Genomic DNA, 13,084 nt, shown 5'->3' with positions numbered 1-13,084 from the left:
TTGCGGCTGGGCCGCCCATACTGCTTCACCGCGTTCAGGAACACGCCGGGCCAGAGGCGCAGCATAGGCGGCCAGGCGTGCCGCGCCCTCTGGCGTCCCTACCAGGCTTTGAATGGGGGTAGAGAAACCCCCGCGATGTACAACACGGGTTTGCACTCCTCCACACCAATCAACCCAATGTCGTTGCGGCGGCCTGCTTCCCCCGCGTCGCGCTCCAGTCGCCAACGGTTTAGCAGGGCCGGCTCGCCGCGCTGTGTGGCCCAGGCGGTGCCGTTCGGCCGGTACCCCATGACCTCGAATACGCGGTTGGACGTTCCATTGTCGAAAAACGCCTCGCTGGCCGCTTCCTGAGCGCCGAGGCCCTGGAGCGCGAGGTGAAGGGCGGCGGCCCGCGTTTCCCGTCCCAGGCCCCATTGCCGGAGGCCCGGAGCCAACCAGGAAAAACTGCTGCCCGTCTTGCAGGTGTCGAAGTCCACACCAATCGGGTCCTGCACGCCGGCCGCCTGCCCGGCCAGCAGGACCACCAAGCACAACCGCCGGGAATCCGGGCGAACGTTGCCGCACCCAGGCCAGATGGCCTGCAACCACTTCCTTTCCCGCCAGGGGTTGTCTTCGTACAGCGACATGGGACCACCGAACGGATGACTTGGTGGCCCAACCACACCGTCACGAACGACGGGCAGCAGTTGGGCCAGCAGGTCATCCGTGGCTCCGTGAAGCGCCAATGTGGGCCTGACGACCCTCAGACCGGGGGGCGGATACAGAGACATGGACAGAGGAGAATCCAGATCACCCAGCCGTCCATGCGTCAAGTTGCTTCACTTCTCGGTCTGCGGTGCGAGCCTTCACCCCGGAGGAGGAGACCGGGACACCCTCTCCTCTATCGGCGCCGCCTCTTGCAACGGGTCGCCCAGGTTGTGCCCAGGCGCTGAAGGTGACCTTTCTGCATCAGCGGGGGACAGCCCCGAATGCCCCCGGTACCCTCCCCCCATGCGCCACCCAACGCATCCCCCTCACGGCCACTTCTCCGTATACTGTGCGGGCAGTGACCGGGAAGAGTACCCGGAGCGTGCCCCCACAGGAAGGCTCCTGCCACGACTGAGAGCAGGGCCGGGAAGGCCGCCGGAGAACGTCGCCCGCGAGCACGCCGGAAGAAAGCCCCTCACGGGGGTGAGTAGACCCGGACGGGTGCGCCCGCTACAGCGCAGCACGAGCGCCCTCCATGCAGGGGGGAACAGCGGTGGTATCGCGGGACCCTTCACGTCTCGTCCGCATCCGGCGCACGCCGGCGGACGGGACGTTTTTGTATTTCCCGCAGGCCCACAAGGAAAGGAGGCGAGATGGTGACGTTTCACACCACGCAGGAAGAGGCCCGGGCTGACGCCCACGAACGGCAACTGCGCGAAAAGGTGCTGTGCTTCGTTGTGCGCCGAGCGCAAGATCGTGTTGAGCTGTTGGTATTCGGGCATAGTCCGAATGAAGCCGCGGGAGTCCAGGTGGTGGCGGGCGGCGTCGAAGCGGGCGAAACGCCGGCGCAGGCGGCTGTGCGCGAACTTCAGGAGGAATCTGGGCTCACCCTGGAGCATCCGCAGTATCTCGCCTCCTACCTATGGAAGGCGCAGCTGCCCCACCGTTTTACCCGGCAGGTGTGTCACGCCTATACCTTCGCCGCTCCGAAGAATCTCTCCACCACCTGGGACACGCTGGCCGGGGGCCAGTACCTCTTCCGCTTTCGCTGGGCCGACCTCCACACATTCCGGGCTGGACTGGGAGATGGACGCGGCCCTGCCCGAACTGCTGCGGCACCTTCAGGCCGCCCCACAGGAGAATCCGCATGACTGACCTGCCCACGCCCGAAGCGTCCTCCGCCGAGAACGCCCTCGCCAAAGCCTTCGATCCGCAAACTGTGGAACCGTCCTGGGCCACGCGCTGGAAGAACGAGCCCTTCCGTGCGGACGCCAGCAGTGGCAAACCCCCCTTCACCATCGTGATCCCGCCCCCCAACGTGACGGGCAATCTGCACCTGGGACACGCGCTGGACAACACCCTTATTGACACCCTGATCCGCTTCAAGCGCATGCAGGGCTTTGAGGCGCTGTACCTGCCGGGCATGGACCACGCGGGCATCAGCACGCAGGTGGTGGTGGAGCGGCAGCTCAAGGATGAGGGCCTCTCCCGCTTCGACCTGGGACGCGAGGGCTTTCTGGAACGCGTGTGGAACTGGAAAGCCCAGTCGGGCGGCATGATCCTCGACCAGCTCACCCGCCTGGGCGTCAGCGTGGACTGGACCCGCGAGCGCTTCACGATGGACGAGGGGCTGTCCAGAGCCGTGCGCGCCCAGTTCGTGCGCCTGTACCACGAGGGGCTGGCCTACCGGGGCGAGCGCATCGTGAACTGGGACCCAGCCTCGCAGACCACCCTGTCGGAACTGGAGATTGACCGCGAGGTGCGCAAGGGCAAGATGACCACCCTGAGCTACAAGCTCGAAGACGCCACCTTGAGCGCGAGCAACGGCGAGGTGGGCGAGATCCGCATCGCCACCGTGCGCCCGGAAACGGTCTTTGCGGATCAGGCCATCGCCGTGCACCCCGAGGACGAGCGTTTCCGGCATCTGGTGGGGCAAAAGGCAAGGATTCCCCTCACGGACCGCTTCATCCCCATCATTGCGGACGAGGCCGTGGAGCGCGAGTTCGGCGTCGGCGCGCTGAAGATCACCCCAGCCCACGATCCCACCGACTTCGAGGTGGGAGAACGGCACGGGCTGGCGCGGCCCAGCGTGATTGACCTGCACGGCAATCTGTCGGGGGACCTCGTGCCCGAGCAGTTCCGGGGGATGGAACGCTTCGCCGCCCGCAAGGCGGTGGTGGCGGCCCTGACCGAATCCGGCGATCTGGTGGAGGAAAAAGACCACGACACGGCCATCGGCCTCAGTGAACGCACCAAGGTGCCGGTGGAGCCCATCGTGAGCACCCAGTGGTTCGTGACCATGAAGCCGATGGCCGAGCGGGTGCTGGCGGGACTGGACGCGGGCGAAATCCGGCTCACGCCCGAGCGCTACCTGAAGGTCAACCGCGACTGGCTGGAGAACATCCGCGACTGGAACATCTCCCGACAGTTGTGGTGGGGCCACCAGATTCCGGCGTGGTACGACGACGACGGCAACGTGTACGTGCCGGACCCAGAGAACCCGGAGCTGGACTGCGATCAGGACCCGCGTTACTCGCACCTCAACCTGCGGCGCGACCCCGATGTGTTTGACACCTGGTTTTCCAGCAACCTCTGGCCCTTTTCCACGCTGGGCTGGCCCGACACCGACCATGAGGATTACCGCAAGTTCTACCCCACGCAGGTGCTCGTCACCGGCTACGACATCCTGTTTTTCTGGGTGGCCCGGATGGAGATGTCGGGCTACCACTTCACGACTCAGGCTCCCTTTTCCACGGTGATGCTGCACGGCCTGTATCTGGACGCCAAGGGCCAGAAGATGTCCAAGAGCAAGGGCAACGGCATCGATCCCCTGGAGCTTTTCGAACAGTATGGGGTGGACGCTTGCCGCTTCGCCTTTACCAGCCTGAGCACCGGCGGGCAAGACATCCGGCACGATCCGAGACGCTTCGAGCAGGGGCGCAACTTTGCCAACAAGCTGTGGAACGCGGCGCGCTTTGCTCTGCTGCGCCTGTCGGAGGCCGCGCCCACTTTGACGGGCGACGACGACCTGACCCGCTATGTGCGCGGCGCGGTGCAGGAGGCAGGGGGCCAGCCTATGCGCAGCCGTGATGCCCTGACCGCCCTGCGTGCCCGCGAGGACCTCACGCTGGCAGACCGCTGGATCATCAGCCGCCTGAATGCGGTGACGGCGGAAGCCACGACACAGCTGGAGGCCTTTGACATCGGCGCGGCCGTCCGCACCCTGTACGCCTTTACCTGGGACGAGTTCTGCGACTGGTACATCGAAGCGGCCAAACCCGCGCTCGCCGCCGGGCAACTGGGCACGCTCGCCACGCTCAAGGCCACGCTGGAGCACATCCTCAAGCTGCTGCATCCCTTCATGCCCTTTCTCACCTCCGAGCTCTACGCCACGCTGGGGCATCGCCGCCAGCTCGCGCTGCACGCGTGGCCCGAGGTGGACGCGGCGCTGCACGATGCCGACGCCACCCGCGCCTTTGATGCCCTGCGCGCCGCTGTGAGCGCTGCCCGCAGCCTCAAGAACGAACTGGGGCTCGCGCCGCAGGACCGCTTGAACGTGGCCGTGGAGGGCGAGATGAGCGGCGTGGTGAATGAAAACGCCCGTGTGGTGGAGGGCATTGCCCGGGTGACGCTCGTGCATGCCCTGGAAGGCCGGACGCTCAGCGCGGTGGAGGCGGGCGTGACCGTGCGCGCGCCGCTGGAAGGCACGGTGGACCTCGCCGACTGGTTGGGCAAGCAGAAAAAGAGGCTGGCCGAGTTCGACAAGCAGATCAAGCAGGCGCAGGGCAAGCTCGGCAACGAGGGCTTTGTGGCCCGCGCACCCACCGAGGTGATTGAGGAAGAGCGCCGCCGGGTGGCCGACTTCTCCGCCCAGCGCGCGCGGCTGGCTGGGGTGCTGGCGCAGTTTGGGTAAGGTCCGCTTCGGGGCATCAGCACAACAGGCCCGCCCCGGGTAGGGAAGCGGGCCTGTTTCCTGTGCCGGCGCTACTGCATCTGGCAGGTGCGGAGGGTCAGGACGGGGGGCTGATCGGGCAGGAAGACGCGGCTGAAGCTCATGAAGGCGGTCTTGCCGGGGCCGGTGATCTGGAAGAACTTCGGGGGCGAGTCGGCCCCGAGGGGCTGGACTTTCATCCTGGTCCGGATCTGCGCCAGCACCGTATTTTCCAGCAGTGGCAGCTCAGCGGCCTTGGTCATGCTGAAAGACACAATCTCGGCAGTCTTGACGTTACAGCGGCCCTTCTGCCCCTGCGCGCTCCACTGCCGGTCGAGTTCGGTGGCCGCCTTCTTGAAGTACCCGGCGTCACGCAGGTAGGGCGTGTCCTTGTAGGAGCCGAAATTCAGGCTCTTGACCCCCGGCACCGACGCCCAGTCCACACCCAGGCTGGGAGAGACCCGCGCGGGCGTCGGTGCCGCGCGGGCCGACACACTCAGGAGGGCCAGGCAGGCCAGCACGCTGCTTTTCATTCCCCGAATAAAACACGGCGGACCTGACGGGGGGCTTACCTCTGGCAGGCGCGTCACTTGATATTTTTCCTGATCTCCATCAGCGCATTGGTCAGAATGGAGGCGTAGTTGGGGGTGGGGGTCTGGGTACTCTGGGTCACGGCGGTGGTCCAGGGACCCCACACCGCGCCCATCTCAGGCACGTTGGGCATGGGCGTGCCCACCGAGATCGCCTTGCTGAAGCCGGTGACCACGGGATCGGCCTTGAGCTGCTCACGCGCCTTGAGGCTGACCGGAATGCGTCCGCCCGCACGGTTGAAGGAGACCTGGGCTGTGCTCGTCACGAGCGCCTGGGCCAGGCGGCCGGCGGCGGCCTTGTCCTTGCTGTAGGCGTTCATGACGATGCCCTGCACACCCACCAGCGGGGACCAGCGGCCCGGCGCTCCGGAAGGCGTCGGCAGGGTCGTGATGCCGTAGTCGATGCCCGCCTTTTTGATGTCGCCCATGTCCCAGGGACCCGTCACCAGCATCGCCAGGCGGCCGTCCACAAAGGCGCTCTTGGCCGCGTCGGCGGTCATGCCCTCGGGCACCAGCTTGTCCTTGTAGCGCAGATCGTTGAGCAGCGAGACCGCGCGCACCGCGCCAGCGTTGGAGAGGCCCACGTTCTTGACGTCCAGGGTGCCGCCGTTGTTCTTGAAGATGTAGCCCCCGTAGGCGCTGAACACGCCGTAGTTGATGTAGGCGTTGCTGAGGTCCGTCAGAAAGCCGAAGCGTCCGTTGCCGGTGTTCTGCCGGGCCGCACTGAGGAACTCGTTCCAGGTCGTCGGCGCTTTGGGCACCAGCTTCTTGTTGTAGATCAGTGCCACCGACTCGGCGAACATGGGCAGGGCCAGCAGCTTGCCCTTCAGGGTCATGGCCTGCGTCACCGAGCGGTCCAGGTCCGAGGCGCGCCAGACGTAGCGGTCCATCGGCGCGACGACCCCGGCGGCCGAGAGCTGGCCGAGGCGGTCTTGCGGCAGGGACACGATCAGATCCGGGCCCTGGCCCTTGGCGGCGTTCTGAATCATGCGGTCGGCCATCTGGTCGAGCGGCACACCGACGATGGTGACCTTGTTGCCGGTGGCCTGGGCAAAGGCGTCGGACTGCGCCCGCAGCCACGCCACCTCGTCGGCATTGGTAAAGTGGCTCCAGACGGTCAGGGAAGCGGCGCCGGCGCTGCCCGCCAGGGCCAGGGACATCAGGACAATCAATTTCTTCATGGCACGCTCCTTGAAGCGGGGGGTTGAGTTGGGGAGGGCGCGCGCGCGCCCTCCGGGCCCATCGTCGCGGAGGCACCGCTCCGGCTGGGGGAATCCGTCCGGGTGGAGGCGACGTTCCCCAGGAGGCACATAGGGACGGCCAGGTGGGGAGGCACGCGAAGTTGTCGATCGGCCCGCACCGGTATAGGGCAGCGCCTGTCACGGGGATCTGACACTTCTCGCCGCTGGTGGGGTGGAATATGCTCGGGCGTGGCGCCTCCCCTCCTTCTCCTCGTCGGCCTGCCGGGCTCGGGCAAAACCACGCTTGCGCGGCGGTGGGAAGCCGAACACCACGCGCGGTGCCTGACGCCCGACGGGTGGATGGAGCCGCTGTTCGGGGCGGACGAATCCAGGAGCAGACGCTGGGCGCTGGAAGGCGGGCTGCTGCGGAGCGTGGCGGCCCGGGTACTGACCCTGGGCGTGGGCGTGGTGCTGGATTGCGGCCTGTGGACCCGGCAGGAGCGCGGGCCATCCCGGGCACGCGGCGAGGCGCTGGGCGCGGGGGCGCAACTGCACTTCCTCGGCGTGCTGCCGGAAGAATTGTGGCGGCTGGAGGCCCGCAACCGTGGCTTACCGCCCGCCACCTTTCCCATTACCCGGGCTGAGCTCAGGGAGTGGCTGCGCTGGTTCCAGCGGCCAGAGGCAGATGAACAGGAGCCCCGCGCGTGACGCCACCCACCCTGCAGGACCTGGCGGGTTGGCTGGGGGCGCACCTCGGCGAGCCTACGCCCCTGCTGCGCAGCGGTCCCTCCCCCGTTCAGCGGTTGGCCCTGGCCCTCGAACCGGCCGATCTACCGCCCGGGCCCACGGCCGATGCCCTCTTTCTTCACCGTGCCCGAAGGCTGGGAGAGCGCTGGCCGGGTATAGGTGTGCTGGCCGTCCACGACGGCTTTGACATGCACCTCACCACCGGACCCAACTGGAGGCTGGCGCGTAAGCTGGGCTGGCGGAAAGTGGAGGAGGTGACGTGGGGGGGCCGCACCGTGGGCCTCATCGCCACCCCGCCGGAGGCGACGGAACAGGCGTTTCACGCCGCACTTCTTGCTGAACTGGGTGGCAATGACTCGTCCTGGCCGCCTGCTGACACCGCTTTCCTCCGGGTTGCGCTGATCAACGCGATGAATCCGTCCCTGCTAACCCACGTGGCGGGATTGGGTGGCACCATATACCTCACGGGTCAGCTGAGGCCCTCGGCGGTGGCGGCAGCGCGGGAGCTGGGCCTGGGTGTGGTGGCGCTGGGGCACCGACGAACCGAACTGTGGGGACTGCGGCAGCTGGCGCGGGAGTTGCGGGTGGCATTTCCAGAGCTGGAGACGGCGGTGTATGCGGGCTGAGTCAGGTGAGCGGCCGCTCGCAGAGGCCGGGCAGCAGGCGGTAGATGTTCACGCCGCAGGCCCGGCCAACCTCCGCTTTGAGGGACAGCGGGTGCATTTGTCAACGTGCGGACTTCTTTTTGACTGGGCCCAGCGAGCACACCTGAATGGGCATTGCGGAGAATGGAGCCGTGAGGGGGGCCCTTCCGCTTGCGGCGCAATTCGGACAAATGCTCTAGCCGCGCCATTTCTCAGGTGTTCGGACATTGACGCCGTAGCGTAAGCCCACGTCCACCATCGGTGCCTCCAGGATGCAAAAGCCGTCAGCCAGCGCGCCGCACAATTGCAGCGGGCGGTCTTCCTCGGTCATCCGGGGAACAGGGGCGGACAGCAACTCACCCGGCCGGGTCCACTCGGCAACCGTGCCGTCCCACCCTTAAGGATTCCGGTTCATCCGTAATGAAAGGGCCGACTCACCCGAGCGCACGCGCAACGCTGCGCAGCAGAGCGAGCAGGAAAAACGGTGACACAGAGGCGCAAAATCACCGAAGCGGCGCGGACGGAACGGATGATCCGGAAACCGTATCACCCTGCAACGTGCCCAAGTCCGGAATGACAAGGGAAAGCGTGAGGGCAACCCGCGTGGCGGAACCGGGAACCCAGCCGCCGGGGTTGAGGGCCCCAGCCTCTCGCAGCAAACGCTCGGCCGTGTCCAAGTCGGGCAGCGTTATGGGCGGCTGAACTCTGCCGCCTGCCGCAGCGCGTCCGCCGCCGTCTCCACCTCGGCGGGCGTGGTGGGGCGGCCAAAACTGAAGCGCAGCGAGGCGCGGGCGTCCTGCTCGCCCAGGCCGATGGCGGTCAGCACATGGCTCGCCTGCATCGTTCCGGCGGCGCAGGCGCTTCCGGCACTCGCGGAGATCCCCAGCAGATCCAGATTCATCAGCAGGGCCTCACCGTCCGCGCCCGGCACGGTGACCGAGGCGATCTTGGGGCTGCCATCACCAGGATGGTTCACCCGCAGGCCGGAGATGGAGGCCGCCCGGTCCATAAAGCGGGCCCGCAACGCGGTGAGGTGAGCGAACGTTTCCTCGCGCCGCGCCGCCGCGTGGGTCAGGGCCACCCCCGCCGCGTACACCCCCGCGGTGTTCTGCGTGCCGGGCCGCAGGCCACCCTCCTGCCCGCCGCCCAGGGTCACGGGAGGCAACTCGCTGCCGCGCCGCACATACACGAAGCCCACTCCACGCGGCCCGCCCCACTTGTGGGCAGCGAAGGTGGCAAAAGAAACGCCCCAGCCGGTCAGGTCCAGCGGCAACACTCCGGGAGCCTGCACCGCGTCAGTGTGGTAAGGCACGCCATAAGCTGCGGCCACCGCGGCCAGGGCCGCAGTGGCCTGCACCGTGCCCAATTCGTTGTTGGCGTGGTGGATGGACACCAGGGCGGTGTTCCCACGCAGCACCTCGGCCAGTTGCTCGGGAACGTAACGCCCCTCCCGGTCCGGCGGCAGGAAGGTCACGTCCCAGCCCTGGGCGCTTAGCCAGCGCGCGGGGGCGAGCACGGCGGAGTGCTCGGTCTGGGTGGTCACGAGGTGGCCGGGGCGTCCGTGCTGTTCTTCCCAGAGCCGCGCGGCGCCCAGCAGCACGTGGTTGTCGCCCTCAGTGCCGCCGCCGTTGGCAATCAGGGTGCGGGGATCTACGCCCAGGGCATCGGCCACGCGGGCGCGGCCCTCCTCCAGCCGTTCGCGGGCGGCCTGCCCGGCGACGTGAACGCTGGCCGGGTTGCCCGGCAGGGCGGCGGCCTCGGCGTAGGCGGCCAGGGCCTCGGGCGTCATGGGGTGGGTGGCGGCGTAATCGAGATAGATCATGTCGGAGTAAGGGTGAGGATCTGCGGGAACGTCTCCTGAGCGACCGCCTTACGGTGTCGGCGTGACCGTCGCGTAGTCCTCGCCGTCGTGGCGAATGATGAACACGGTCTCACCGCGCGCCGTCACGTCGCCCTCAGCAATGTTGCCCGCGAGTTCGGCGCTTGCCGTCGCGCCGCGCACCTCGCGCTCGCCGTCGGCGTCCCGCATGAAGATCGAATAGGTGCCTTCCGGCAGGTCGGCGGGAAACTGGTAGCGCAGGCGCACGCTGCGGGGCGCCGCGTCGGCTGGCGTCGACTCGGCGCCCGGGGTGGACGCGTCGCCAGACGCGTCCGGGGACGCCGAGGTGCCGGGATCGGTTCCCGGGTCTGTGGGCCCCTCGGGCTGCTGGGGAATGTCCTGCGAGGTGTCCGGTATGGCGCTCGTGTTGGGCGCGGCGTCCGGTTCGGTGCCGGTCTGGGCCGCGTCCGGCGTGCCGGCGCTCCCGTTGGGGGCGCTCTCCTCAGCGCCGTTCTCCCCGGGGGTCTGCCCGCCGACCGGCGCCTGCACCACGGGCGCGGGGGGTGGGGGCAGGGGCAGACTGCCGGTGGGCTGCGTGGGGGGGCTGTAGCGGGCCACCGCCACCGTCAGCGTGACGGGGCTGCCCACCGGCACGCGGGCGTAGGGGGCAGGCTTCTGATCCAAGACCGTGTTCTCGGGGGCGTCGCTGGGTTGCTGGATGATGCGGGTGACCTTGAGCCCCGCCACCCGGGCGTGCTCCCGCGCCGCCTCGAACGCCAGGCCTGAGAGGTTGGTCAGCCACGTCTCCTTGCCCCGCACCCCGCTCGACACCAGGATCTGAACCGGCTGACCGCGCTGGGTGGTTGCGCCGGGTTCGGGGATCTGCGCGATGATGCGGCCCCGGGGCGTCTTGGAGAGGGTGCCGTCCACAGTCAGGACCGTCTTGCCCAGGGTCAGGGAAGCGTCGCGCAGAGCGGCCCGCGCCTGATCCACCGTCAGTTCTTCCAGCCGGGGCACGGTCAGTGAGGGCGGATTGCTGAAGGTCAAGGTCACCAGACGCCCCGCCGGCAGGTTGGTCCCCGCCGACGGCTCCTGGCGCACCACTGTGCCGATGGCCGCTCCCCCCGCATTGTCCGGCACGTACTCCACCCGGAAGCCCTGGGCCACCAGACGCCCCGCCGCTGCCTGCGCGGGCTGGCCGACCACGCCGACCACCTCCTGTACAGGGGGATTGAGGTAAATCTTGGCCGCCTGCGCGCCCAGGTACCCCGCTCCACCCAGAAACAGCAGCCCCGGCACGAAGGTCAGCCACACGCCCGGTTGCCGCTTACGCCGCACGCGCTTGCCCAGAAAGGGCGCGAGGGCCGCCGCGTTCAGGCGCGCGACCTCCTCGGGGGTGCGGCCCTCCGGCGCAGGGCGCAGGTAGGCCACGCGGACTTCCCGGCCTTCCACCAGCACGTCGGCGTCTGGAAGGGCGGAGCCGTGTTCCGCGAGGCGCGCGGCAAGGTCCTGCAAGGCCTCCACCACCTCCTCGTGGGGCTTGGGCTGGGCCGCGACCTCTTCCAGCGGTGTGCCGGTCACTGGCTGCCACACCGCGTAGTAGGCCCCGGGCCGCGCCACCACATCGGTCAGTCCGGCGGGCGAGGCCGCGCGCAGCGTGGCGCGGTAGGCGTGAAAGCCCTGCCGCGCCGCCGGAGAAGTCACGTCGAACCACGCGACGCGGCGCGTGACGCCCTCGCCCGCGAGCACCTCGCTGAGGGTCACGTGGCCCTCGCGCGAAAGTTCCCGCACGATCTGGTACTTCCCATCGATAAGCGTCGCCTGCGCCGTCATCCGTGGGCCAGCATAGCGCGGTCAGGTGAGGAGGGAAGCGGGGAGAGGGCAGGCCTCTGCCCTACCCCGCGCCCAGCAGCGCCCGCACCGCCCAGTACGCCCCGAAGCCCCCCACGATGCCCAGGCCAAGATTTCGGGTGCGCCACATCAACCCGCCCCCGGCAGCGCACCCCACCAGACGCAGCGGCCACTCCGGGCTGCCCAGCACGTCCGGAACGATAAGGGCGGCGAACACCGAGACTGGCACGAAGCGCAGGAAGGCCAACCAGAAGGGCGGCAGCCGCAACCTGCCCAGGCTGAGGCCCAGCAACCGCACCGGGTACGTGACGAGCCACATCAAGGCGATGACGAGCAAAACGCTCACGCCTCGCCGCCTTCCGGCCACCGCGTGACCAGCACCGCACCCAGCAGCGCGCCGCCCACTCCCGCCAGCAGCACGACGAGGCCGCCGGGCAGCACACGCGACAAGCCCCATGCGCCCAAACCGGAAAGCAGCGCGACGAGCGCAGGCCGGCCCTCCTTCAGCAGCGGCGTCAGCAGGCCCAGGAACGCCAGGGGGAAGATCACCCCAACGCCCAGCGCTGCCGGGTCGGGCAGCACGGCCCCGGCGAGAGCGCCCACGAACGTCGAGGCGTTCCACACCGCGTACAGGCTGAGTTCGGCCCCCAGCAGGAAGGCAAAACTTACGCCGCCCGGTTCGCGCGGGCCCTGCACCACAGTGACCCCGTAGGCCTCGTCCGTCAAAAACAGAGCCCCCAGCAGGCGCTCGGGCACCGTCAGCGGCAGGTCCCGCGACAGGCTGAGGCCGTACAGCATGTGCCGGGCGTTCAGGAGGAAGGTGGTGCCCACGATCCCCCAGCCGGATGCCCCCGCGCCAAACAGCCCCACCGCCGCGAACTGCGAGGCTCCGGCGAACACGGTGAGGCTCATCAGTTGCGTCTCCAACAGCGAGAGGTGCGCGGCGCGGGCCGTGACTGCGTAAGCCGCGGCGAAGGGCACCAGACCCAACCACAGCGGCATCAGCGCGCGAAACCCACGCCAGAACGCGGGCCAGAAGGGAGCAGGGACGGCAGGCATGCACCGAGGCTACGGGCTGAACGTGGGGAATGTCGCGAACGGTCTTGCTCTCCTTATATGGCGTCTGGAGCAGCCCGCTGCATCCGGTCAGACCCGCCCCCCGGTAGGCCCCCAGCGGCGCTCCCACCCCGCTTGAACACCCGCGTCAGATGCGCCTGATCAGCAAAGCCCGCGAGCAACGCAGCCTCGGCAGGAGGGATCCCAATCTTGAACAGTTCGCGCGCCCGCCGGACCCGCGCACCCATCTGGAAGGTGGAGCAGGGGGAGGACAGACTGAGCCGTGCCGCGCAAGAAGACCGCGCGTGACCCCGAAGTGCTCGCTCCTCGGCAGGTCAGCCTCATGGACGCGCTTGGCAGCATGGCGCAGGACGTGGCGTTGGATGTACCCGGCGCCATGCTTGCCGCCACAGAATTCGAAACATCCCTGCTCAATCTGACGCGCACGATCGCCAAAGGCGCGATTCGCGTGGGCGAACCTGAGGCCCAAGCCGAACGAGTGGCGGCCGCTGAGCGGCAGGTCCGCTTCATCGGCACACGCTTGCGCGAGCTCCATCAGGTCACGCAGAGCTGACGCT

14 protein-coding genes are annotated in these 13,084 nt (G+C 68.4%); 5 read left to right on the top strand and 9 right to left on the bottom strand.

The genetic code is table 11. The annotated features are described in order from the left end of the window. Window positions 1-98: 98 nt before the first annotated feature. Window positions 99-770, bottom strand: coding sequence for a GNAT family N-acetyltransferase (locus B9A95_RS16170; RefSeq protein ID WP_084048248.1), 672 nt, complete (start codon window positions 768-770; stop codon window positions 99-101). A gap of 570 nt (window positions 771-1,340) precedes the next feature. On the opposite strand from B9A95_RS16170, the gene B9A95_RS16165 reads away from it, so the two are divergent. Next, the gene (locus tag B9A95_RS16165; protein ID WP_245808334.1) at window positions 1,341-1,838 is read left to right on the top strand and encodes an NUDIX domain-containing protein; all 498 of its coding nucleotides are present in this window, start codon (window positions 1,341-1,343) and stop codon (window positions 1,836-1,838) included. After that, a complete protein-coding gene (locus B9A95_RS16160; protein WP_084048247.1) occupies window positions 1,835-4,600 on the top strand; it encodes a valine--tRNA ligase in 2,766 nt (921 codons plus the stop codon). The genes B9A95_RS16165 and B9A95_RS16160 overlap by 4 nt, the downstream gene beginning before the upstream one ends. Window positions 4,601-4,671: 71 nt before the next feature. Here B9A95_RS16160 and B9A95_RS16155 read toward each other — a convergent pair whose 3' ends face one another. Next, window positions 4,672-5,151 carry a hypothetical protein gene (locus B9A95_RS16155; RefSeq protein ID WP_139806829.1) on the bottom strand — a complete coding sequence of 160 codons (480 nt, stop codon included), beginning with the start codon at window positions 5,149-5,151 and terminating at the stop codon, window positions 4,672-4,674. Window positions 5,152-5,204: 53 nt separating this feature from the next. After that, window positions 5,205-6,389 (bottom strand): sugar ABC transporter substrate-binding protein, encoded by a 1,185-nt coding sequence (locus tag B9A95_RS16150; RefSeq protein ID WP_084048245.1) that lies wholly within the window; start codon window positions 6,387-6,389, stop codon window positions 5,205-5,207. 249 nt (window positions 6,390-6,638) lie between these two features. Between B9A95_RS16150 and B9A95_RS16145 the strand changes: the two genes are divergently transcribed. Together B9A95_RS16145 and B9A95_RS16140 are read left to right on the top strand one after the other, a co-directional pair. Then, window positions 6,639-7,097 carry a P-loop nucleotide/nucleoside kinase family protein gene (locus B9A95_RS16145; RefSeq protein WP_084048244.1) on the top strand — a complete coding sequence of 153 codons (459 nt, stop codon included), beginning with the start codon at window positions 6,639-6,641 and terminating at the stop codon, window positions 7,095-7,097. Next, the gene (locus tag B9A95_RS16140; protein WP_084048243.1) at window positions 7,094-7,762 is read left to right on the top strand and encodes a Nif3-like dinuclear metal center hexameric protein; all 669 of its coding nucleotides are present in this window, start codon (window positions 7,094-7,096) and stop codon (window positions 7,760-7,762) included. The genes B9A95_RS16145 and B9A95_RS16140 overlap by 4 nt, the downstream gene beginning before the upstream one ends. A 214-nt stretch (window positions 7,763-7,976) precedes the next feature. On the opposite strand, the gene B9A95_RS36325 is transcribed toward B9A95_RS16140, so the two are convergent. From B9A95_RS36325 to B9A95_RS34645, 6 genes are all read right to left on the bottom strand, one after another. Continuing rightward, window positions 7,977-8,111 carry a hypothetical protein gene (locus tag B9A95_RS36325; RefSeq protein ID WP_281255876.1) on the bottom strand — a complete coding sequence of 45 codons (135 nt, stop codon included), beginning with the start codon at window positions 8,109-8,111 and terminating at the stop codon, window positions 7,977-7,979. A 357-nt stretch (window positions 8,112-8,468) separates the two neighbouring features. Then, window positions 8,469-9,602 carry a cysteine desulfurase family protein gene (locus B9A95_RS16135; RefSeq protein ID WP_084048242.1) on the bottom strand — a complete coding sequence of 378 codons (1,134 nt, stop codon included), beginning with the start codon at window positions 9,600-9,602 and terminating at the stop codon, window positions 8,469-8,471. A 48-nt stretch (window positions 9,603-9,650) separates the two neighbouring features. Beyond that, window positions 9,651-11,432 (bottom strand): PASTA domain-containing protein, encoded by a 1,782-nt coding sequence (locus B9A95_RS16130; protein WP_084048241.1) that lies wholly within the window; start codon window positions 11,430-11,432, stop codon window positions 9,651-9,653. A 61-nt stretch (window positions 11,433-11,493) separates the two neighbouring features. After that, window positions 11,494-11,796, bottom strand: a complete 303-nt coding sequence (locus tag B9A95_RS16125; protein ID WP_084048240.1) for an AzlD domain-containing protein — start codon at window positions 11,794-11,796, stop codon at window positions 11,494-11,496. Beyond that, on the bottom strand, window positions 11,793-12,509 hold the full coding sequence (locus B9A95_RS16120; RefSeq protein WP_245808333.1) for an AzlC family ABC transporter permease: 717 nt from the start codon (window positions 12,507-12,509) through the stop codon (window positions 11,793-11,795). The genes B9A95_RS16125 and B9A95_RS16120 overlap by 4 nt, the downstream gene beginning before the upstream one ends. Window positions 12,510-12,562: 53 nt before the next feature. Next, complete coding sequence (locus B9A95_RS34645) at window positions 12,563-12,754, bottom strand: helix-turn-helix transcriptional regulator (RefSeq protein ID WP_084048239.1); 192 nt, start codon at window positions 12,752-12,754, stop codon at window positions 12,563-12,565. Window positions 12,755-12,789: 35 nt separating this feature from the next. Here B9A95_RS34645 and B9A95_RS16110 point away from each other — a divergent pair, with 35 nt between their 5' ends. Then, window positions 12,790-13,080, top strand: a complete 291-nt coding sequence (locus tag B9A95_RS16110; protein WP_084048238.1) for a hypothetical protein — start codon at window positions 12,790-12,792, stop codon at window positions 13,078-13,080. The last annotated feature ends 4 nt before the right edge of the window (window positions 13,081-13,084 follow it).

The sequence above is a fragment of the Deinococcus hopiensis KR-140 genome (assembly GCF_900176165.1).
GTDB classification, from domain to species: Bacteria; Deinococcota; Deinococci; order Deinococcales; family Deinococcaceae; genus Deinococcus; species Deinococcus hopiensis.
The sequence above is the reverse complement of the archived record's forward strand: the minus strand, read 5'-3'. Positions and strand labels throughout refer to the sequence as shown.